Origin of the sequence: Mesonia maritima, assembly GCF_042433895.1 — a bacterium.
Lineage (GTDB): Bacteria > Bacteroidota > Bacteroidia > Flavobacteriales > Flavobacteriaceae > Mesonia > Mesonia maritima.
The window spans coordinates 383,200-403,576 of the sequence record NZ_JBHLUA010000012.1 but is presented as its reverse complement, the minus strand read 5'-3'; the positions used below and the strand labels follow the sequence as shown (position 1 = coordinate 403,576).

The 20,377-nt window shown below is 33.9% G+C and carries 23 protein-coding genes; 12 read left to right on the top strand and 11 right to left on the bottom strand.

Translation table 11 applies throughout. The features are described from left to right. The first annotated feature begins 564 nt into the window (after positions 1-564). Together ACFFGL_RS08660 and ACFFGL_RS08655 are read left to right on the top strand one after the other, a co-directional pair. Positions 565-699, top strand: coding sequence for a hypothetical protein (locus tag ACFFGL_RS08660; protein WP_309726852.1), 135 nt, complete (start codon positions 565-567; stop codon positions 697-699). Then, entirely contained in the window at positions 696-1,277 is a 582-nt protein-coding gene (locus ACFFGL_RS08655; protein WP_309726853.1) for a hypothetical protein, read from the top strand. The genes ACFFGL_RS08660 and ACFFGL_RS08655 overlap by 4 nt, the downstream gene beginning before the upstream one ends. A 405-nt stretch (positions 1,278-1,682) precedes the next feature. Here ACFFGL_RS08655 and ACFFGL_RS08650 read toward each other — a convergent pair whose 3' ends face one another. After that, positions 1,683-2,324, bottom strand: coding sequence for a ribonuclease H family protein (locus ACFFGL_RS08650; protein ID WP_309726854.1), 642 nt, complete (start codon positions 2,322-2,324; stop codon positions 1,683-1,685). Further along, the gene (gene purN, locus ACFFGL_RS08645) at positions 2,324-2,926 is read right to left on the bottom strand and encodes a phosphoribosylglycinamide formyltransferase (RefSeq protein ID WP_378928292.1); all 603 of its coding nucleotides are present in this window, start codon (positions 2,924-2,926) and stop codon (positions 2,324-2,326) included. The genes ACFFGL_RS08650 and purN overlap by 1 nt, the downstream gene beginning before the upstream one ends. Positions 2,927-3,068: 142 nt before the next feature. On the opposite strand from purN, the gene ACFFGL_RS08640 reads away from it, so the two are divergent. The 6 genes from ACFFGL_RS08640 (at position 3,069) to ACFFGL_RS08615 (ending at position 8,017) form a co-directional block, all read left to right on the top strand. Beyond that, positions 3,069-3,305 (top strand): acyl carrier protein, encoded by a 237-nt coding sequence (locus tag ACFFGL_RS08640; RefSeq protein WP_093141106.1) that lies wholly within the window; start codon positions 3,069-3,071, stop codon positions 3,303-3,305. Between the two features lie 12 nt (positions 3,306-3,317). Next, positions 3,318-4,571, top strand: coding sequence for a beta-ketoacyl-ACP synthase II (gene fabF / locus ACFFGL_RS08635; RefSeq protein WP_309726856.1), 1,254 nt, complete (start codon positions 3,318-3,320; stop codon positions 4,569-4,571). A gap of 11 nt (positions 4,572-4,582) precedes the next feature. Continuing rightward, a complete protein-coding gene (gene rnc, locus ACFFGL_RS08630) occupies positions 4,583-5,320 on the top strand; it encodes a ribonuclease III (RefSeq protein WP_309726857.1) in 738 nt (245 codons plus the stop codon). Positions 5,321-5,409: 89 nt separating this feature from the next. Beyond that, positions 5,410-5,892 carry an IPExxxVDY family protein gene (locus ACFFGL_RS08625; protein WP_309726858.1) on the top strand — a complete coding sequence of 161 codons (483 nt, stop codon included), beginning with the start codon at positions 5,410-5,412 and terminating at the stop codon, positions 5,890-5,892. After that, the gene (pyk, locus tag ACFFGL_RS08620; RefSeq protein WP_309726859.1) at positions 5,892-7,322 is read left to right on the top strand and encodes a pyruvate kinase; all 1,431 of its coding nucleotides are present in this window, start codon (positions 5,892-5,894) and stop codon (positions 7,320-7,322) included. Before ACFFGL_RS08625 ends, pyk begins: the two co-directional genes overlap by 1 nt. Before the next feature lie 203 nt (positions 7,323-7,525). Beyond that, positions 7,526-8,017 (top strand): hypothetical protein, encoded by a 492-nt coding sequence (locus ACFFGL_RS08615; RefSeq protein WP_309726860.1) that lies wholly within the window; start codon positions 7,526-7,528, stop codon positions 8,015-8,017. On the opposite strand, the gene dinB is transcribed toward ACFFGL_RS08615, so the two are convergent. From dinB to ACFFGL_RS08590, 5 genes are all read right to left on the bottom strand, one after another. After that, the gene (gene dinB / locus ACFFGL_RS08610; protein ID WP_309726861.1) at positions 7,996-9,093 is read right to left on the bottom strand and encodes a DNA polymerase IV; all 1,098 of its coding nucleotides are present in this window, start codon (positions 9,091-9,093) and stop codon (positions 7,996-7,998) included. The two genes, ACFFGL_RS08615 and dinB, sit on opposite strands and share 22 nt — an antisense overlap. A gap of 65 nt (positions 9,094-9,158) precedes the next feature. Next, positions 9,159-9,815, bottom strand: a complete 657-nt coding sequence (locus ACFFGL_RS08605; protein ID WP_309726862.1) for an HD domain-containing protein — start codon at positions 9,813-9,815, stop codon at positions 9,159-9,161. Between the two features lie 79 nt (positions 9,816-9,894). Then, positions 9,895-10,887, bottom strand: a complete 993-nt coding sequence (locus ACFFGL_RS08600) for an acyl-ACP desaturase (RefSeq protein ID WP_309726863.1) — start codon at positions 10,885-10,887, stop codon at positions 9,895-9,897. 3 nt (positions 10,888-10,890) lie between these two features. Further along, the gene (locus ACFFGL_RS08595) at positions 10,891-11,634 is read right to left on the bottom strand and encodes a lysophospholipid acyltransferase family protein (RefSeq protein ID WP_309726864.1); all 744 of its coding nucleotides are present in this window, start codon (positions 11,632-11,634) and stop codon (positions 10,891-10,893) included. 148 nt (positions 11,635-11,782) lie between these two features. Next, a complete protein-coding gene (locus tag ACFFGL_RS08590; RefSeq protein ID WP_309726865.1) occupies positions 11,783-12,193 on the bottom strand; it encodes a BrxA/BrxB family bacilliredoxin in 411 nt (136 codons plus the stop codon). A gap of 215 nt (positions 12,194-12,408) precedes the next feature. Between ACFFGL_RS08590 and ACFFGL_RS08585 the strand changes: the two genes are divergently transcribed. Continuing rightward, positions 12,409-13,152 (top strand): TerB family tellurite resistance protein, encoded by a 744-nt coding sequence (locus ACFFGL_RS08585; RefSeq protein WP_309726866.1) that lies wholly within the window; start codon positions 12,409-12,411, stop codon positions 13,150-13,152. A gap of 132 nt (positions 13,153-13,284) precedes the next feature. Here ACFFGL_RS08585 and ACFFGL_RS08580 read toward each other — a convergent pair whose 3' ends face one another. Continuing rightward, positions 13,285-13,749 (bottom strand): thioredoxin family protein, encoded by a 465-nt coding sequence (locus ACFFGL_RS08580; protein ID WP_309726867.1) that lies wholly within the window; start codon positions 13,747-13,749, stop codon positions 13,285-13,287. A 3-nt stretch (positions 13,750-13,752) separates the two neighbouring features. Next, positions 13,753-16,101 carry a TonB-dependent receptor gene (locus ACFFGL_RS08575; protein WP_309726868.1) on the bottom strand — a complete coding sequence of 783 codons (2,349 nt, stop codon included), beginning with the start codon at positions 16,099-16,101 and terminating at the stop codon, positions 13,753-13,755. Between the two features lie 92 nt (positions 16,102-16,193). Here ACFFGL_RS08575 and ACFFGL_RS08570 point away from each other — a divergent pair, with 92 nt between their 5' ends. From ACFFGL_RS08570 to ACFFGL_RS08560, 3 genes are read left to right on the top strand one after another with little or no spacing between them, the layout of a single operon-like run. Next, a complete protein-coding gene (locus tag ACFFGL_RS08570) occupies positions 16,194-16,850 on the top strand; it encodes a metal-dependent transcriptional regulator (protein ID WP_309726869.1) in 657 nt (218 codons plus the stop codon). A 1-nt stretch (position 16,851) separates the two neighbouring features. Next, positions 16,852-17,676, top strand: a complete 825-nt coding sequence (locus tag ACFFGL_RS08565; protein ID WP_309726870.1) for a ZIP family metal transporter — start codon at positions 16,852-16,854, stop codon at positions 17,674-17,676. 17 nt (positions 17,677-17,693) lie between these two features. Continuing rightward, complete coding sequence (locus ACFFGL_RS08560; protein WP_309726871.1) at positions 17,694-18,134, top strand: hypothetical protein; 441 nt, start codon at positions 17,694-17,696, stop codon at positions 18,132-18,134. Here the strand turns inward: ACFFGL_RS08560 and ACFFGL_RS08555 are convergent. Beyond that, the gene (locus tag ACFFGL_RS08555) at positions 18,131-18,271 is read right to left on the bottom strand and encodes a FeoB-associated Cys-rich membrane protein (RefSeq protein WP_309726872.1); all 141 of its coding nucleotides are present in this window, start codon (positions 18,269-18,271) and stop codon (positions 18,131-18,133) included. The genes ACFFGL_RS08560 and ACFFGL_RS08555 overlap by 4 nt on opposite strands. Positions 18,272-18,277: 6 nt before the next feature. Continuing rightward, positions 18,278-20,377, bottom strand: a complete 2,100-nt coding sequence (feoB, locus tag ACFFGL_RS08550; protein ID WP_309726873.1) for a ferrous iron transport protein B — start codon at positions 20,375-20,377, stop codon at positions 18,278-18,280.

Sequence of the window (20,377 nt, the reverse complement as noted above, 5' to 3'; positions counted from 1 at the left end):
ATATAACACGATTAAACTAATATTTTATGGTGAATGTGCTTGGTCTTTATTTTATCGGATTCCTTACAAGCTTAGACAATTATTTATAGAAACTATTATGGTTATCTTAACTGAAAAAATATGAAGAAGGATTTTTCTACTTCAACTAAATTACTGTAAATTCAATTAGTTACTTTTAAATGTTTTTCTCTTTGTAAGAAAATGAAGTAAAGCTGAAAATTTTAATGATGAAACCTTTTTATTACTATATTCTTGGTTCGCTTATTATATCGACTGCATTATTTTTTACGCAAGGTACTTTTCGACTTTCTCTACAAATTATTGGACTTGTTTTAATTGTATTGGGTTTTTATAAATATTTTAAGCGGTAGCTCTATTTCCGTCCAAAATCTGCAAGCGTTTTTTCATTTCTAAAAAAGCATTATGATTTGTTACATACATAAAAAATAGTTGAAAGCCTACTAATTAATTTTTTTTTTATTTCTTTTTTAAACATTTATTTGTAACCGTATTCGGCCAATACAATGTAAGTGTTTGATATTTAAAATTTTAATTAATAAAAAAATGAAAAAATTATTTACAATACCGTTTGCTATGTTTATAGCAAGTTTAGTTTTAGTTTCTTGTAGTAAGGATTTTAATGACGAATATGATATTGAGTCAGATTCTAAAATAGAAAAAATCAGCCTAGAAATGTGACTAATTCCGTTGAACTTGAAATTAATGAAGATCTTCAAAATAATCCTAACTTTCAAGAATTGATAACTGAAACAGAAGACTTTTACTGTTTGCTGCATGTTAAACTAATAGAAAATGCTAATATTAATGAAGATCTTGGTTTTGCAACAATTGAAGAAGTTGAGATTGAATCAGTTTTATCATATTTAGAAATATCGGAAGAATATGATAGTTATCTTTCAGCTTTTTCAAGTTTTAGCGCAGAAATAAGAAGTAGTTTAGGCCAAGAACTTGAAGTTCTAACACAAGAAGAGATAGCCTATAATTTTGAAGCAGCTTTGGAAGATAATATTTCATTATGTGATGATGGTAATGAAACACAAGATGTGTGTGACGATCAATTTCAGATAGATATGAAAAATATACATGATTCATATGATGCAGCTGTATCTTCTTGCACTGCTGTTATACTTTCTGGAAAAAGTATTAATATTGCGTGTTATGGTGTTGCATTTAGCAAAATGACATTGGAAACAGGTTTAGCTATTGATAGACATACTTGCTGTAAACAAAATCAAAGCGATAGTTGTGCAGGATAATTATTTATTTTTAATAATTATAATCTCAATCTTATTTTATTCATATAAATTTTGGATAGATAATAAAGCGGTTATTAAAAATATAAAGTTAGGTAAATTATTATATATTATTCAGTTAATACCTGGGATAGTAATAATTTATTTAATTTTAGCTGATAAACTTGAATGGATATATATATTATATCTTTTACCACTAATTTTATTAAGCATGTGGTTTAGATTTCAGTTTTATAAATTAAAAAATAATACTATAAAGGATTATGTTTATTTATTTATTTTCTATTTAATTATTCCAATACTTGTTCTTTATTATTTATTTTTTAAAAACCAAACCTTGTAAATAGTTTACAAGGTTTTTTTAATATATGGTAATCTAATAAATTTTAAACAACATCAACCATAACTCTATTTCCGCCCAAAATCTGCTGGGATTTCTCCCCAGCGTTTGGTTTCCCATTTTAAAATGGGGGTAGAAAATGTGTTTTCATGTAACCATTTTTCAGCTCTGGCTAAAAATTCAAATAAATCTTTATTTTTAGCAGAAGGCTTTAATTTGGTGTTGCACTTTTTTTTGTAAATCCACCCGATCGCAATTTTAGAATCCGAATAAATTACGCGCTTACTTTTTTTATTTTTCAGTAAGGCTAATCCGTGAACCAGCGCTAAAAACTCGCCAATATTATTGGTTCCTTGCGCAAACGGACCTTGATGAAATAATTGTTTTTTCGTCTGTGTATCAACGCCGCGATATTCCATTTTTCCGGGATTTCCGCTAGAAGCCGCATCTACCGCGATGGAATTAAAATTAACTTCCTTTTTCAGCAGTTCTAATTGCGCCGCAGAAGTATAGGAGGTTTTTTTTGAAGACGATTTCCGGTAATCATTAAAACTTTTATTGAAAGCAATTTTCGCTTCTTTTAAGGAAGAAAACGATTTATATTGCGCGCCTTGGTATCCTTCAACCTCTTTTTTACAGGATTTCCAGGTTTCGTAAATTCCAGGTTGGTGACCTTTCCAAACTACATAGAACTTTTGCGGTTTAGCCATTACTCTTTATCGGTTAAGAGTTTTTCAATAACCTCAGGAAAATGTTTGTGCTCTAAAGTTTTTATTTTTTTCTTAACAGAATCTAAATCATCAGAAGGTTCAATTTTTACTGAAAATTGTTCAATCAGTTCACCTTCATCATATTTTTCGTTTACATAATGAATACTAATACCGGTTTCAGTTTCATTATTTTCTAATACCGCTTTATGAACATTGTTGCCGTACATTCCTTTTCCGCCATATTTTGGTAAAAGTGCCGGGTGAATATTAATAATTTTATTCGGGAACTCTTCAATTATTTTTTCAGGTAGTATCCAAAGAAATCCTGCCAATACAATTAAATCCGGATTAATATCTTGTAATAAATGAAAAACCTCATTAGTATGATAAAGTGCCGCACGATCGAAGTGTAAAGCGTTAATTTCCAGATCGTGAGCAGTTTTTAGAACCTTCGCGCGAATGTTGTTTGAAAGAACATGTGTAACTTTTATATTATTTTGCTTCGAAAAATATTGAATTATATTTTTAGCATTAGTACCTTCGCCAGACGCAAAGATTACAATATTCTTCTGAGAGGGAGTTTGTTGTGCTTTCAAAACCATTAAAATTAACAATTATTAAGGTGTAAAAATAGTTACTTAGTTTAAAAATATGTAAATTGACGCACATTTTTAGCATTAAAACTTGTTTTAAACTAAAGTTTTTTATTTTTGCCACTTAATCAAATTTAAAAATTAAAAGATTATGTCAGACATTGCATCAAGAGTAAAAGCAATTATCGTTGATAAATTAGGAGTTGACGAAAACGAAGTAGTAAATGAAGCTAGTTTCACAAACGATTTAGGTGCGGATTCTTTGGATACCGTAGAATTAATTATGGAATTCGAAAAAGAATTTGATATTCAAATTCCAGACGATCAAGCAGAAAACATTGCAACTGTAGGCCAAGCGATTTCTTACATCGAAGAAGCAAAAAAATAATAAGCGATAACTATGGAGTTAAAGCGAGTAGTAGTTACAGGTTTAGGTGCATTAACCCCAATTGGGAACAATATTGAAGAATATTGGGACGGATTGGTAAATGGAAAAAGTGGGAGTGCTCCCATTACCTATTTTGATACCGAAAAATTTAAAACGAAGTTCGCTTGCGAAATTAAAAACTTCAACTTTAACGACTATTTCGACCGCAAAGAAATTCGCCGTCTCGATAAATTCGCACAGTATGCTTTAGTTTCTTCAGATGAAGCGATTAAAGATTCAGGAATTAATCTTGATACTGTAGACAAATATCGAGTAGGAGTAATTTGGGGCGCCGGAATTGGAGGCTTGGAAACTTTTCAAGAAGAAGTGAAAAATTTCGCAAATGGAGACGGAACTCCTCGTTTTAACCCGTTCTTTATTCCAAAAATGATTGCTGATATTGCTCCGGGTAATATCTCAATCAAACACGGATTTATGGGGCCAAACTACACCACGGTTTCAGCTTGTGCTTCTTCAGCAAACGCCATGATCGATGCTTTAAACTATATTCGTTTAGGATATAGCGACGTAATCGTTACCGGCGGAAGTGAAGCAGCAGTTACACAAGCAGGAATGGGAGGTTTTAACGCTATGCATGCGCTATCGACCAGAAATGAAGATCCAGCAACCGCATCAAGACCTTTTGATGCTACCCGAGACGGTTTCGTATTAGGGGAAGGTTCAGGAGCTTTAATTTTGGAAGAATACGAACATGCAAAAGCAAGAGGAGCAAAAATCTATGCGGAAGTTTTAGGAGGCGGAATGTCTTCTGATGCTTACCATATGACTGCACCTCATCCCGATGGAACTGGCGTAGTTGCCGTAATGGAAAATTGCTTAAAGAATGCCGGTTTAAAACCAGAAGATGTTGATGCGATTAACACGCATGGAACTTCAACACCGTTAGGTGATGTAGCTGAATTAAAAGCTATTTCTAACGTTTTTGGAGAACACGCAAAATCCATCAATATTAATTCTACAAAATCGATGACCGGTCATTTATTAGGTGCGGCAGGAGCTGTAGAAGCAATTGCTTCAATTTTAGCGATGAAAAACAGCATCGTTCCGCCAACCATAAATCACGAAGTTAACGATGAAAATATTGATCCTTCATTAAATTTAACGCTAAATAAAGCACAAAAACGAGAAGTAAATGTTGCTATGAGTAACACTTTTGGTTTTGGTGGTCATAATGCCTGTGTTTTATTTAAAAAGCTAAATGAATAATTGTTCAGTTAATGAATGTTATTCGAAATATATTAAACTCTCGTTCTGAAAAGGACGGGAGTTTTTTTTCTTCAATTCAGCGAGTTATTGGTTTTAAACCAAAAAATATAAAACATTACGAGCGTGCTTTTATTCATCGTTCGCTCAACAAAAAAGATAAGGAAGGAAACGATTTAAATTATGAGCGTCTAGAATTTTTGGGTGATGCGATGTTAGGTTCTGTTATTGCGGCATATTTATTTAATAAAGTGCCGGGTGGAAATGAAGGTTATCTTACCAAAATGCGTTCAAAGGTGGTAAGTAGAAAACACCTTAATGAGCTTGGTAAAGATCTCTATTTAATTCGATTTGTAGAAAGTAATATTCCCTCAGAACAATTTGGTGTTAATATCCATGGAAATTTATTTGAATCGTTAATCGGAGCGATTTACCTTGATAGAGGCTACAAATATTGTGAAAAATTCATTCAGCAACGCGTAATCGAGCCTTACGTAGATATCGAACAGCTGGAAGGAAAAGTAATAAGCTACAAAAGTTTATTTATTGAATGGTGCCAAAAAGCTAAAAAAGATTTTTCCTATGAAGTTTACGAAGATACCGGTAAAGATGAAATAAAACATTTTGCCGTAAAACTTTGGGTAGGCGAAAATGTAGTTGCAAAAGCTAGAGCGACTTCAAAGAAAAAAGCAGAAGAAAAAGCTTCAAAAAGAGCCTATTATGCTTTTCAGCGGATTATAGATAAAGCTTAACTTTCCTATTAGAATTCATTATTTTTTAACTTCCGGTAACCTCCTTTCCGCTTAACTTGTACTATCTTTATCTTGTGAATGGAAAAGATATGGCAGTAAATAAATTAATGCTAGATGGTTTTGCTGAAGATGATTACAAATTAATTGCAATTCATTCTTCAATAGAAGCTTATAAGCTAGCTTTTTTTTTGAATAAAACCTTATCCATAAAACTAGAGCGGGAGGTTTATGATGTAGATTTTTCACATAAAGAAGGAATTGCTTATTACCAATTATTTAGTTACTTAAACGAAAATTTATGCTGTAATTATTATTTAGTAAGTAATAAATATAAATTAAATCCTGAAGAAGTAATCGTAAGTAATGGTTTATTCCCAGAAGAAGGAAAAGTAAACACCAATTTAATTTACGAATATAAAAGTGTCGATTTTTTTCTGAAAATAGAAGACGATACCGACAGCGTGAGTCTAAAAAAATTACTTATAAATATCAATAAAATTCAACAAGTAGTTACCGCTTATAGCATAGAAGTAAGTACTTTAAAATCGAATAAAAATTTAATTTTCAACTAATGCAAAGTTTAAAGAAAACGAAAATAGTAGCAACACTTGGTCCGGCGACAAGCAGTAGAGCAGTCTTAAAAAAAATGCTTGAAAGCGGTGTAAATATTTTCAGAATTAATTTTTCACATGCCCAATACAGCGATGTGATTGAAAGAATAAAAACCATTCGAGAATTAAATGAAAAATACGGTTTCAACGCCGGAATTTTAGCCGATTTACAAGGTCCTAAATTGAGAGTTGGGATAATGAAAGAAGAAGTCGTTGTTAATCGCGGCGATAAAATAACCTTTGTAACCGGAGAAGAATTTAAAGGAACTTCGACTCATATTTATATGAATTATGAAAGTTTTGCACGCGATGTAAAACCGAAAGAAAAAATTCTTTTAGATGACGGAAAACTCATTTTTGAAGTCATTAAAACCAATCAGAAAAATGAAGTAGAAGCCAAAGTTTTACAGGGCGGACCTTTACGTTCCCGAAAAGGTGTAAATCTTCCCAACACCAATATTTCGCTTCCCGCGCTAACCGAAAAAGACGTAAAAGACGCACATTTTGCTATTGAGCAAGAAGTCGATTGGATGGCACTTTCCTTTGTTCGTCACGCCGAAGATTTACAAGAACTTCAGCAAATAATTAAAGAAAAAAGCGCCCATAAAATTCCCATTATTGCAAAAATTGAAAAACCCGAAGGCGTAAAAAATATCGATAAAATTGTAGCTTATTGCGATGGTTTAATGGTAGCAAGAGGAGATTTGGGTGTAGAAATTCCGGCGCATGAAGTTCCCTTAATTCAGAAAGAATTAGTCTTAAAAGCAAAACGCGCTAGAATTCCCGTAATTATCGCTACCCAAATGATGGAAACGATGATTAACAGCCTTACGCCAACAAGAGCTGAAGTCAACGATGTTGCAAATTCTGTAATGGACGGCGCCGACGCTGTAATGCTTAGTGGAGAAACTTCTGTGGGGAAAAACCCGGTTGAGGTTATCAAGAAAATGACTCAAATCATTAAAAGTGTAGAACATTCAAGCCTCATTAATGTGCCGCATGAACCGCCGCATATTCGTACCAAACGCTATATTACCAAATCGGTTTGTTATCACGCCGCCGTGATGGCCAATGAAATTAAAGCAAAAGTAATTTGTACGCTCACCAATAGTGGTTACACCGCGTTTCAAATTTCAGCATGGCGACCAGAATCTTACATTTTAGCATTCACTTCTAATCGTAAAATTCTTACACAATTAAGTCTTTTGTGGGGCGTAAATGCTTATTATTACGATAAATTCGTGAGTACAGACGATACTGTAGAAGATGTCAATAGAATTGCAAAAGAAAAGAAATACGTAAAAAAAGACGATTTTATCATTAACCTCGCGGCAATGCCAATAGACGAAAAAGGAATGGTAAACACTTTAAGAATTTCAGAAATTAAGTAAACTACCGCTTGGGAATTCCACGAAGCACTGGTTAGAAATGAATTTTTAATTTCAAAATAAGTCTCGGGTATTAAATCCTTTGGCGGTTCTAATAAATTTTTGGGCGTTGCGAGTTTTCGCTGGAAAACTCGCCGCGCTTTCACTACTCACTTTTTGGTTTGACCACAAAAAGAGTTCAAACAAACCGTTCAATCGCTAACGCAATGAAAAGGAAGCTCATTACAATTTCAGTTATTCAAATCCTGTTAATTTCGGGACTTTACTTTTTATTAAGCTATTTTATTTCAGACGATTCCGTAGTTGCTTCACTTCTAAGAGGAGCATTATTTGGACTTATTTATTTTTTCGTGTTTCCCAAAGCATATCAACTTTTTTTATGGGTAAAAAAACCAAAATACTATAAGCTTGAAGAAAATGAACAGCTAAATTTTAAAACTGATGTTTACATTATTGGTGCTATGGCGCCAGAAAAAGTAATTTTAAGCATTACCAATCAGAATTTAATTTATAGAATATATAGAGAGGACAAAATTATTTCATTGGAAGAGATAAACAACATCAAATTTAAACCCGACGAAATTACTTTCTATTATAATTACGGTACCAAAAAAACACATCTTAATTTTATAACCGATGAAGCTGAAGAAATTCTAAAAAATTTACCGCTTTCAATTCAAAAATCAAATTTAAGCTGAACGTAAATTTCGTCATCATTTTGATTTTTCTCTTCTTTTTTACCTTTATCTGTATTTAAATTTGATAAGGAAATACCCAGCAATCTAACCGAATTTTTCATTTTTTCTTGGTAAAGTAAATCTTTAGCGATTTCTAAAATTAAAGCTTTGGTAGAAATAAAATAAGCCAACGTTTTACTACGCGTTTGAATGCTAAAATCGCTGTATTTTATTTTTAAAGTTACTGTTTTTCCAGCCACTTTATTTTTTGTTAGCCGCCGTTCAATTTCTTCAGCAATATCGTTTAGGCGATCCATCATAAAAATTTCAGAAGAAATATTTTCAGCAAAAGTACGTTCGGCGCCTAATGATTTTCGAATTCTATGTGGTTTTACTTCGCTTAAATGAATACCACGAACTACGTTATAATAATGCGTTCCGCTTTTTCCGAAATTTTCAACTAAAAACTCTAAGCTTTTTTGCTTTAAATTGTAACCGGTAAAAATTCCGAAACGGTACATTTTTTCAGCGGTAACTTTACCTACGCCGTGAAATTTTCGAATTTCCAATCCTTGCAAAAAAGTTTCCACTTCTTCTGGATAAACCGTTTTTTGTCCGTTGGGTTTGTTATAATCGCTAGCAATTTTAGCGACAAATTTATTAATCGAGATTCCCGCAGAAGCGTTTAAACCGGTTTTCTCTTTAATTTTTGCTCTAATTTCTTCAGCAATTAAAGTTGCGCTGGGATTTCCTTTTTTGTTTTCGGTAACATCTAAATAGGCTTCATCGAGCGAAAGCGGTTCGACCAAATCGGTATATTCAAAAAATATTTTTCGGATCTGTTGAGAAATTTCACGATATCGATCGAATCTGGTTTTCACAAAAATAAGATGCGGACAAAGTCTTTGGGCAATTGCTCCGCTCATCGCACTTTTCACGCCAAATTTTCGAGCTTCATAACTTGCGGCACTTACAACGCCTCGTTTTGAACGGCCGCCAACGGCGATAGCTTTTCCGCGTAATTCGGGATTGTCTAATTGTTCTACCGATGCGTAAAAAGCATCCATATCGATATGAATTATTTTTCGGGCGTTCATAGCCTCACAAAGGTAGAATTTATTCTTGCGATTTTAAATTCAGCAGGTTGGTTATAAAAGATATTTTATATTTCTCCATTCCATTCAGCATAAAATTGATCAAGAAAATCTTCCATAAATTTGTGACGTTTTTCAGCTAATTTCTTTCCGGTTTCGGTATTCATTCTGTCTTTTAAAAGCAGAAGTTTTTCGTAGAAATGATTTATAGTTGGGTTTAAGGATTTTTTATATTCCTCTTTGTTCATATTTAATTTCGGTTGAATTTCGGGATCGTAAATTTTTCTGTTTTTGTAACCTCCGTAATTAAACGTTCTAGCAATCCCGATCGCCCCGATTGCATCAAGCCGATCTGCATCTTGTACAATTTCTAATTCTTTTGAGCGAAAGGTAACTTCTGTATTTCCACCTTTAAAGGAAACATTTTCAATAATTTTTACAATATGATTAATCGATTTTTCATTCAGAGCGAGCGTTTCTAAAAATTCTTTTGCTTTCTGTGGACCGATTTTTTCATCGCCGTTATGAAATTTAGAATCCGCAATATCGTGTAATAATGAAGCTAAAGAAACAATTTCTAAATCTGTGTTTTCTGTTTTTGCGATAAGCAATGCGTTTTTGTAAACACGTTCGATATGAAACCAATCGTGACCGCCTTCAGCATCTTTTAATTCTTTTTTTACAAATGCTTTTGTTGCGAGAATATGTTTACTTTCAAAATTCATAGGTTGTTATTTTTAAACCATATATAAACAAAAATTCCCGTAAAAGCACTTTACGGGAATTAATATTATGAGTGGTATTTTACTTAGTTAGGGCAGGATTTACCCATTTAAAATGTGTTATTTTTTGTGAAATTTTAATTCGTTGGTTTACGCGTTCCATTCTTGCAGGAAGTTTCATTACAAAATCACGTGCTTTTTCAGCTTCATCGGTTAGTCCTTCAATTTTATCGATTTCCCAACGTTTAATTAAGCGCTTCATAATATCTACATAATCTTGTCCTGTGTAAACGCCTATTCTTTGTGCGGCTTGTGAAAACTCATCGAAAGCTGCTCCTAAACTATCGCCAGATTCTCTTAAAAACATAGCCGGCATTACAATTTTGTGCTTCATCATATCTTTAAAAGCGATCATCATATTGCTCGGGTCGATTTTAAAAATCTCGTGAACAAATGTGCTGTAAGCATTAAAGTGACGCATTTCATCTCCAGAAATAATTTTGCACATTTTTGCGAGCGATTTATTTCCGTAGTTACGCGCTAATTTTGCTACGCGATTATGCGAAATATAAGTCGCTAATTCTTGAAAACTCGTATATACAAAGTTTTTATACGGGTCTCTATCGGTACCAATATCAAAACCGTCGTTTATTAAATGATGTGTAGTTCGTTCAACTTCAATCATATCTACTCTTCCAGATAGATATAAATACTTATTTAACGTGTCGCCATGACGATTTTCTTCTCCGGTCCAATATCTTACCCATTTAGACCAAGGTGTTCCACCATCGTGTTGATTAATTCCTTCTACATCCATTAACCAAGATTCATAGGTTGGAAGTGCTTCTTCGGTTACGGTGTCGCCAACCAAAACTACCCAAAAATCATACGGTAATTCTTTTGCCAATTCACGAAGTTCGGTCACTTCATCAAAAAAACTTTCTTTTTGTGAGTTGGGTAAAAAATCTGTAGGCTGCCAAATCTCATCTACCGGAATCAAAAAGTCGTCAATAAAACCATTGACTTTTGGTTCCAGTTGTTGCATTACTTCTAATCGAACATTTTTTTGTGGCATAAGTTATTTTTTAGGAAGATGTATATCTCTTGTAATTTCGTTTTCTATTTTGTCTACTAACGTTTCAACATCGTGTTCTTGTACTAAAATTGGAGCTTGTACTTTAAAATTAATATGAACTCCAACTGATAAGGGAAAAGAACCTTTTTTTGTTAGTTTCCAAGAGTTATTAATTGTAATCGGTACAATTACAGCTTCAGGACAATATTTAAACAGCATTTTTAATCCGTTAGGAGAGAAGCGTTTTGGCATTCCGTCGCGGCTTCGTGTTCCTTCAGGAAAAATTACTGCAGAACGTTTAGTTGTGTTCAAATATCGTGCAAATCTCTTAATTTCCGGTAAGGATTGTCGTGGGTTTTTTCTATCGATTAAAATTGAACCGCCGTGACGAAGGTTATATGAAACACTTGGAATACCTTTTCCGAGTTCTTTTTTACTGATAAATTTAGGATGTAATTTCCGAAGAAACCATATAATTGGCGGGATATCGTACGGACTTTGGTGATTGGCTACAATAATATGCGGAATGTTTTCAGTTAAAGGAAAATCATTCGTAAAAGTAATGCGCGTTCCTAAAATATGTAAACAGCCCATAAGGCCAAGATTTAGAAAATCAACACTTTTTTTGTGCGCTTGGTAACCAAAAACGTTAAAGCAAATCCACTGGATAGGATGAAAAATCACGAGTGTTAAACCAAAAAACAGGTAATAAAGAACAGAAAGAGGGTATGAAATAATCTTCTTCATTCAATTTTAATTGAAAAGGCAAAAATAAATCTAAAAAACTTGTAAATGCTACTATTTAGGTAAAACAAATATGCAAGCATAATAAATTGAAATGAAAAAAGCCGTTTAACAGTAAACGGCTTTTTAAGAGCTGTACTAAAACTAAATCTTAGCAGTGTTCGTTATAACCATCTTTTAAATTCTCTGCAATCATTTCAGCAGGTCTACCTTCAATATGGTGGCGTTCTAACATATGAACCAATTCTCCATCTTTAAAAAGAGCCATTGAAGGCGAACTTGGAGGAAAAGGAACCATATGCGCTCGAGCTTTATCGGTAGCTTCTTTATCAACTCCGGCAAAAACCGTTACTAAATGATCTGGTTTTTTTGTGTTATCTAAAGACATTCTAGCGCCCGGGCGTGCATTTGCTGCCGCACAACCACAAACCGAGTTTACCACAACAAGTGTTGTTCCGGCTTGGTTTACAGCTAAATCTACTTCTTCTCCGTTTTGTAATTCTTTAAATCCAATAGCGGTCAATTCTTCGCGCATGGGTTTTACTAATTCTGGTGGATACATATTGTGTTTTGTTTTTGTAATAAATTTTATGCAAAGATACCAAATAAGTTATAGTTGCTTCAATTCTACTAGTTTTAAGTCTATAAAGCTTTTTTATAGTAGTATAACTTAAAATATGTCGGTTAAGTTTTACAATAATTACAGAGAATAATCGTAGATAATAAAGTAGCGAAACCTTTTTGAAGGTTTTATATTTGCAATTCAATAAAGAAATTATGATAAAATGGATCGCCGCAGTTGTCGGATTGATTTATATGCGAATTCCCGGTGCGTTTATCGGCTTTTTCCTCGGGAGCGTTATAGAAGTACTTTTTAGAAGAAATGGAGCTACCTCAAGTAACGACGTTTTTCAAATGTTTCAGCAAAAAGAACGCGTTTCTCCGGGAGATTTCGAATTAAATTTACTCTCACTTTGCTCAATTGTAATTAAAGCCGATGGCAGCGTAAGTCAAGGAGAATTAGATTACGTAAGAAGTTATTTTGTAAGAGCCTACGGAAAAGAAAGAGCAAACGCCACCTTTAGAACTTTTAATGATGTCGTTAAAAACCGCCAAATAGATTCCGGTAGAATTTGTGCCTATTTACATATGCGAACTACGTATGAAGTTCGGCTGCAAATTCTTCATTTTCTCTTCGGAATTGCGCAAGCCGACGGTAGCGTAGATGAAGATGAACTTCGAGAACTTTCTAAAATTGCCGGGCATTTGCGTTTAAACCGAAGCGATTTTGAGAGCATAAAAGCCATGTTCTTTAAATCGGCAGACAAAGCCTATAAAATTCTGGAAATTGACGAAGACGTTTCTGATGCTGAGGTGAAAAAAGCCTATCGAAAAATGGCAAAAAAATACCATCCCGATAAGTTAGAACATATGGATGAAGCCTACAAAAAAGGAGCGCAAGAAAAATTTACCCAAGTTCAATCCGCTTACGAACAAATTCAAAAAGAACGCGGATTTTAATTGGCGCCGCCAAAAGGATATAATATTGATAAGACAAATTTATAAGGGCGTTCCCTTCGGGCGGGCTTTTCACTGCAATCTTTGGCTCATAAAATCGCCAAAGGATTTCCATTACAATCCCTAACGCGAAAATCAGTCGGTTAATAAAGCAAGTAAATCTTTAGAAGTGAGGTAGTGAAAAATTCTTTTTTCAACCTTAAAATTTTCATCCAACACCAAAATTACCGGAACGCTAAATGCTTTATTTTTTCTACTTCCTAATAATAAAGCCAATTCGTGATACGCAATTCTGCCTTCATTTTTGTTTTTAAAAATTTGCCCGTCAAATAAAATCGGTTCTTTAGTTTCAGCATTTAATTTAACTGCATAATATTTTTCAGCTAACTGATTTTTCACAGCTTCATTTTTAAACGCATTCCAATCCATTTTTTTGCAATACATACACCAATCTGTAAAAAAATAAATAAAAGTTTTTTGGGGCTTTTCGTTCAGTTTAACTTCTAATTCTTCAAAAGTTAACCACGAAATTTCCTTCGCTTCTTGTGCTTGAGAAGCGAAGGAGATGAATAAACAAAAGTAGATCAACCCTTTTTTCATTACTTAGTTATGAAGATTTCCAAATTTTATTCCGAAGAAAAAAGTACGAGGTCTTGATGGACCGTAAATGTAATCTGAATCGCGTTGCGGTCCGGTATCAAAATCATCTTGATAACTATTAAAAATATTCTGAATTCCACCGCTAAACGTCATTTGAAAGCGCTCGGTAAAATCGATATGATGACTCAATTTTAGATTAATATTATAAAACGGATCGCTTTCATTTAACCGAAGAAACCCATCAGCATTTATTACTTTCGGAACAATCATTCTTCCTGTATATGTTCCGGTAAGCGATACAGCGGTTTCTTCAGTAAAATTATAAGTAGAATTTAAATAGCCGTAAAGATTAGGGTTTCGTACAAATTCATCTGTAAAAATATTTTCATCTTCCGCTTCAGCTTCATATAAAAGTTGTGATTTTTTATACTTCGAATTTTGAAAAGTTCCGCCCACTTGAAAGGTGAAATCTGAAGAAGGTGAAAGTCCGATTTCAAGATTTAAGCCGCTAACATAAGCGCCATTTCCATTCTTCACTTCTTGCAAAATTGAGCCGTTTGGCAAACTCGCTCCTGTACTTATAGTTGTAAACGGATTTTGTAAATCTGTATAAAAACCTTCGAGTAAAAAATTGGTTTGTAAGTTTGAAAAATCTTTTGAGAAATTCAGCGAAGCCGTATAAGCGTTAGAATATTCGGTTTCTAAATTTTCAGAAAGAATGACAAAACGCGGTTCGCCGCCAACCGACGAAATATGCAAATCTTCATTAAAAGCTTGTGGAGCGCGAAAACCGCGTGCATAACCACCACGAAATTGCCAGTTTTTAATAAAATTATATAAAACCGTAAAGCGTGGACTAAAAACGGCTTGATCAATTTGCGCTTTTCTAGAAATTTCTTGAATGGCGTAAGTTCCAGAAACCGAAACATAATCGAATCTGCTGCCGATTAAAGCGGTAAATTTTTTAATCGGTTTCCATTCATATTGAGCAAAGGTTCCAAGACTATGAACTTCTTGATTTGTCGATCGATTATAGCCCGGAATATTATCTTCCACTTTATTCAAATTATATTCTGCGCCAACGGTAATTATATTTTGATTAGTAAAATTCCGTGTAAATTGACTACCTGTTAGCAGTGCAAAATCATCGGTTTTTCCGTACGCATTTGAAGCTAAAATAGAATCTTGACGTGTTCTTCCGCCACCTAAACCGCCATAATAACTTTTTCTATCGGTATATTGTGTTGAGGTATAAACTGAAAATTGATTTGTTGCGGCTTCATTTTGCAAATCGTAAGTAAGTCCGCCGATATAAGTATTATGGTCTAATTTTTCGGTAATCTCAGTTAAATGTGGTGCTAATTCTAATTGATTTCCACCACGACGATATTCTTCTAAAGCTGTAAAATCGAGTGTAATTTTACTTTTTTCTGAAGGTTTTAAAAAAGCTTTAGCTCCTAAAGTAGTATTATTTAATTCGGTAATTTCTGTAAATCCGTCTTTGTTCGCATCATAAGAATCACGATTTCTTCGCATTCCGAAAACGGTAATTCCTTGGTTAAGATCTTCACTCACTACAGAAGCGTTTAAATTTAAGGTTCTGTCGGCCACCTTCCCGGCAATCAATCCTAAATTTCCTCCTATTTCCCAAGAATTTAAAACAGGATCTTTGGTAATAATATTTATAGTTCCTGCAATTGCGTTAGAACCGTATAAAGCAGAACCGCCGCTTCTAATGACTTCAATACGATCTAAAATGGAAGTAGGAATTTGCTCTAAACCATAAACACTGTTTAACGCACTAAAAACCGCTCGGCTATTAATTAGAACTTGTGTGTAACTTCCATCTAAACCATTTATCCGAACTTGCGTGAAACCGCAATTTTGACAATTTGTTTCTACACGAACGCCCGGTTGAAAATTTAAGCTTTCTGCTACCGAAATAGATTGGGTTGCATTAAATAATTTTTTGCTCAATACATTTACAACTACCGGAGTTTCAGTTTTATTTACCCGATTTCTGGTGGCGCTAATCACAACTTGATCTAAGCCGAGCATATCTTCCTTCAGCGAAAGATTAAGTGGTTTATTTTTATAATCTAGCGCATGTATAGTTTTTACTAATGTTTTGTAACCTACCGCTTGAATGGTGATTTCAATTGTTTCTTTGGGAACGCTTAAAGAATATTCGCCGTCGATATTTGCTGAAGTTCCTAAACTCGATTCAGCTATAAAAATATTTGCAAACGGAACTGGTTTTCCTTCCGCCAATATATTGCCGTGTAGCTCTATTTTTTCTTGCGCAAAAGAAGAAATGGGAAATATTAAGAATATAAAGATGAATCTACACATTAAATTTTATTAGTTTAAATATAAATTTAGACAAATCTAAAAATTGTTTTTAAATAAAAAAAATGTATTTTTGTTTAGGCTAAAAAATTGTAATGACATTATCTGAAGAAAACTATTTAAAAGCGGTATATCATTTAGAATCAACTTTTTCGGAAGGCGTTCCTACCAATGCGATAGCTGAAGAAATGCAAACAAAACCTTCTTCAGCAACCGATATGGTAAAGCGTTTAGCGGAAAAAGAACTTATCGCTTATAAACCTTATCAAGGAGCAAAGCTGACTAAAAGAGGAAAAAATCATGCGATAAAAGTAATTCGTAAACATCGGTTATGGGAAAGTTTTTTGGTTGAGAAACTCAATTTTTCTTGGGATGAAGTACACGAAATCGCTGAACAACTAGAACATATTAAATCTGAAAAATTAATTTACGAACTCGATAAGTTTTTAGGATATCCTAAAACCGATCCGCACGGCGATCCAATTCCTGATGAAGAAGGAAATATTGAACTCATTCAAAAACAAGTCTTAGCTGAAATGGAAAAAGGCGAAGAAGGAATTTGCGTAGGTGTTAACGATTCCTCTTCCGCATTTCTTCAATATCTCGACAAAAACAATATTTCCTTAGGAAAAAAAATAAAAGTAATTGATAAAGAAGAATTTGATAATTCTTTGGTAATTACAGTGAATGAAGAAAATATTACCATTTCCAGTTTAGCTGCTAATAATCTTTATATAAAAAAATATAAGTAATATGCTTACAGAAATTGTAGATTATTTTGAAACCTTAGACCCTGTTTTGGCGGCGTTTTACGCTACACTTTTTACTTGGGGAGTCACAGCTTTGGGAGCTTCATTGGTTTTTCTATTTAAAGGAATGAATCGTGCGCTTTTTGACGGGATGTTAGGTTTTACAGGTGGAGTAATGGTCGCAGCAAGTTTTTGGAGCTTATTGGCACCAGGAATAGAAATGAGTCCCGGCGAAGGTTTTGTAAAAGTGATTCCGGCAGTAGTCGGGTTTTTGGCAGGTGCCTTATTTCTCTTCGGATTAGATAAAATTTTACCGCATTTACACGTCAATTTTAAAATGGACGAAAAGGAAGGAATTAAAACACCGTGGCACAAATCTATTTTGTTAACCTTAGCGATAACCTTGCATAATATTCCTGAAGGATTAGCCGTTGGCGTTTTATTTGGAGGAGTTGCCGCTGGTTTTGATGGTGCAACAATTGGTGGCGCTGTAGCTTTAGCTATTGGAATTGGATTACAGAATTTTCCAGAAGGGTTTGCCGTAGCAATGCCTTTACGACGACAAGGTTTAAGCCGATGGAAAAGTTTTAATTACGGTCAACTTTCAGCAATTGTAGAACCGGTAGCTGCAGTAATTGGAGCTTGGGCGGTAATGACTTTTCAACCGATTCTTCCGTATGCGCTTTGTTTTGCAGCGGGTGCGATGATTTTTGTGGTAGTTGAAGAAGTTATTCCCGAATCGCAACAAAGTAAATATACCGATATTTCTACGCTTGGTTTTATCGGTGGTTTTATGATTATGATGACCTTAGATGTTGGGTTGGGATAAAATTTCTATATTTAAGTATGAAAAATATAATCTTTATTTGTGTACTGTTTTTTAGCTTTTTCTTCGGAAATGCACAAAACAAAAATGAGCAAACTAAAACGGAAGAAAAAGTTTACACACCCATTATTGTCGCAAAACTTCCTGAAGGAAAATCATATTTCTATAAAAATTATTGCTTGAATTTTGAAAAAGTGGTGGAAGATTCACGATGCCCAAGTGATGTAACTTGCGTTTGGCAAGGAGAAGCTAAAATAAAAATGTCGTTGGATAAAAATGAAGAATTAGTTGAAGAAAAAATAATAGTATTAACCAATCCTGAAGGAGAAGGCGCAACATTTACCTTAGGAAAGGAAACCTTTAAAATTTATGGTTTAAAACCTTACCCGACTACAGCATTAAAAAATAGTGGTGATCTTAATTATTATCTTCAACTAGAAGTGTTAGAGCAAGAGAATTAATGGCAACCACAATCTGATTTTCCGCAGATACTTTTATTTCCATCACCAGATTTTTGTGGCGTTTTCCAAAAGAATTTTTTAATTAAAAATCCTACTGCGGTTAAAAATGTTATCCAAACTAATATTTCCTGTATCATCATCATTTATTTTAAAAGTTGAAATGCAGTAAATGCAGCTATATAAGCAATTCCAGACATAATAACTAATTGTAAAATTGGCCATTTCCAAGAATTGGTTTCCTTTTTTACAATGGCAAGTGTACTCATACATTGCATCGCAAAAGCATAGAAAAGCAATAAACTAATTCCGCTGGCGAAATTAAATAACGGTCCGCCAAGAATCGGGTTAACTTCAGCAGCCATTCGATTTTTTATTGTTTTTTCTTCGTCGCTTCCTACGCTATAAATTGTAGCTAAGGTCCCTACAAAAACTTCTCTCGCTGCAAAAGAACTTACAATTGCTATACCAATTTTCCAATCGTAGCCTAAAGGTTGAACAATGGGTTCAATTCCTTTTCCCATCATCCCGATATAGCTATTTTCTAATTTAACGGAAGCTACGTGATTTTCAAAATCTTCAGAAGATAAATTTTCTCCATAACGTTCGGTTACAATTTCTTCTGCTTGATTAAATTTTTCAGTAGGGCCATAACTTGCCAACACCCAAAGAATAATGGAGATAGCTAAAATTATTTTTCCGGCTCCAAAGACAAATGATTTTGTTTTTTCAACAACATTAATTCCTACATTTTTGATCATCGGTAATTTGTAGTCGGGCATTTCGATAACGAAATAGGTCTTGCTTTTTATTTTCAAAATTTTATTTAGCAGCCAAGCTGAAAAAACAGACATTCCGAAACCTAATAAATACAGTAGCATTAAGGTGATTCCCTGTAAATTAAATATTCTCAAAAAGCGTTCGTCGGGAATTACTAAAGCGATAATAATTAAATAAACCGGCAATCGTGCGGAACACGTGGTAAATGGAACTACTAAAATGGTGATTAAGCGTTCTTTCCAATCTTCGATATTTCGGGTTGCCATAACGGCTGGAATTGCACAAGCTGTTCCTGAAACTAGTGGAACGACACTTTTACCACTTAAACCAAAACGACGCATAATGCGATCCATTAAAAATACTACGCGACTCATATAACCGCTTTCTTCCAGTAAAGAAATAAAGAGAAATAGAAATGCGATTTGTGGAATAAAAATGACAATTCCGCCCAAACCGGGAATAATTCCTTCCGCAATTAAATTGGTGAATACTCCACTAGGAAGCACATTTTTTGTCCATTCACTTAACGCAGCAAATGTATTGTCGATAAAATCCATCGGGTAGCTCGACCAATCGTAAATGGCTTGAAAAATAAGGAGCATTATTCCGAAGAAAATTAAATAACCCCAAACTTTGTGGGTGAGAATTCGGTCTAAACGCGAACGTAAATCTTTTGCCGCATTAATATCAACTTTTAAGGTTTCTTTTAAAACGCCATTTATAAATTGATACCTTACAATAGTTTCTTTCTGCTGAAGACGTTTGAGATCGCTTTTCTCTTTTGTACTGAAACTTTTTTGATTTTCAACTTTATTCCGGTTAAGATTTCCGAAGTTAACATCTTGTGTAATCACCAACCAAAGTTTATATAGTGATTGGTTTGGAAATGCTTTGCGTAAACTGTCGAAATATTCAGGATCTATCGAAGAAGCGTTTAAACATGGCTCTTTTGAGATTGTTCCGTATTGGGTAATGAGTTCTTTAAGCGCGGGAATTCCTATTTTTTTTCTAGCACTTACTAGCGCGATTTTTGTTTTAAGGCGTTTTTCTAATAATTCAATATCAAGAGAAATTCCTTTTCTTTCCATTCTATCGGCCATATTTACGACTAAAATGGTGGGAATTCCTAAATCTTTAATTTGTGTAAAAAGAAGTAGGTTTCGTTTTAGGTTTTCAACATCGCTTACAACAACCGCGACATCGGGGTAATCTTTGTCATTTTTATTCAGTAATAATTCGATGACTAAATTTTCATCTAACGAAGAAGCGTTTAAACTGTAAGTTCCCGGTAAGTCAATAATGTGTGCTTTTAAACCGCGTGGAAGTTTACAGATTCCTTCCTTTTTTTCTACCGTAATGCCAGGGTAGTTACCAACTTGTTGATTTAAACCGGTTAAGTGATTAAAAACGGAGGTTTTTCCTGTGTTGGGGTTTCCTATAAGTGCGACATTGATTTGTTTCGCCAT

Bases quoted from the DNA above. Each gene is read 5' to 3' on its own strand.
- ACFFGL_RS08660 (WP_309726852.1), top strand. From the start codon at position 565: ATGAAAAAATTATTTACAATACCGTTTGCTATGTTTATAGCAAGTTTA.
- ACFFGL_RS08650 (WP_309726854.1), bottom strand. From the start codon at position 2,324: ATGGCTAAACCGCAAAAGTTCTATGTAGTTTGGAAAGGTCACCAACCT.
- purN (WP_378928292.1), bottom strand. From the start codon at position 2,926: ATGGTTTTGAAAGCACAACAAACTCCCTCTCAGAAGAATATTGTAATC.
- ACFFGL_RS08640 (WP_093141106.1), top strand. From the start codon at position 3,069: ATGTCAGACATTGCATCAAGAGTAAAAGCAATTATCGTTGATAAATTA.
- fabF (WP_309726856.1), top strand. From the start codon at position 3,318: ATGGAGTTAAAGCGAGTAGTAGTTACAGGTTTAGGTGCATTAACCCCA.
- rnc (WP_309726857.1), top strand. From the start codon at position 4,583: ATGAATGTTATTCGAAATATATTAAACTCTCGTTCTGAAAAGGACGGG.
- ACFFGL_RS08625 (WP_309726858.1), top strand. From the start codon at position 5,410: ATGGCAGTAAATAAATTAATGCTAGATGGTTTTGCTGAAGATGATTAC.
- pyk (WP_309726859.1), top strand. From the start codon at position 5,892: ATGCAAAGTTTAAAGAAAACGAAAATAGTAGCAACACTTGGTCCGGCG.
- ACFFGL_RS08615 (WP_309726860.1), top strand. From the start codon at position 7,526: ATGAAAAGGAAGCTCATTACAATTTCAGTTATTCAAATCCTGTTAATT.
- dinB (WP_309726861.1), bottom strand. From the start codon at position 9,093: ATGAACGCCCGAAAAATAATTCATATCGATATGGATGCTTTTTACGCA.
- ACFFGL_RS08605 (WP_309726862.1), bottom strand. From the start codon at position 9,815: ATGAATTTTGAAAGTAAACATATTCTCGCAACAAAAGCATTTGTAAAA.
- ACFFGL_RS08600 (WP_309726863.1), bottom strand. From the start codon at position 10,887: ATGCCACAAAAAAATGTTCGATTAGAAGTAATGCAACAACTGGAACCA.
- ACFFGL_RS08595 (WP_309726864.1), bottom strand. From the start codon at position 11,634: ATGAAGAAGATTATTTCATACCCTCTTTCTGTTCTTTATTACCTGTTT.
- ACFFGL_RS08590 (WP_309726865.1), bottom strand. From the start codon at position 12,193: ATGTATCCACCAGAATTAGTAAAACCCATGCGCGAAGAATTGACCGCT.
- ACFFGL_RS08585 (WP_309726866.1), top strand. From the start codon at position 12,409: ATGATAAAATGGATCGCCGCAGTTGTCGGATTGATTTATATGCGAATT.
- ACFFGL_RS08580 (WP_309726867.1), bottom strand. From the start codon at position 13,749: ATGAAAAAAGGGTTGATCTACTTTTGTTTATTCATCTCCTTCGCTTCT.
- ACFFGL_RS08575 (WP_309726868.1), bottom strand. From the start codon at position 16,101: ATGTGTAGATTCATCTTTATATTCTTAATATTTCCCATTTCTTCTTTT.
- ACFFGL_RS08570 (WP_309726869.1), top strand. From the start codon at position 16,194: ATGACATTATCTGAAGAAAACTATTTAAAAGCGGTATATCATTTAGAA.
- ACFFGL_RS08565 (WP_309726870.1), top strand. From the start codon at position 16,852: ATGCTTACAGAAATTGTAGATTATTTTGAAACCTTAGACCCTGTTTTG.
- ACFFGL_RS08560 (WP_309726871.1), top strand. From the start codon at position 17,694: ATGAAAAATATAATCTTTATTTGTGTACTGTTTTTTAGCTTTTTCTTC.
- ACFFGL_RS08555 (WP_309726872.1), bottom strand. From the start codon at position 18,271: ATGATACAGGAAATATTAGTTTGGATAACATTTTTAACCGCAGTAGGA.
- feoB (WP_309726873.1), bottom strand. From the start codon at position 20,377: ATGGCGAAACAAATCAATGTCGCACTTATAGGAAACCCCAACACAGGA.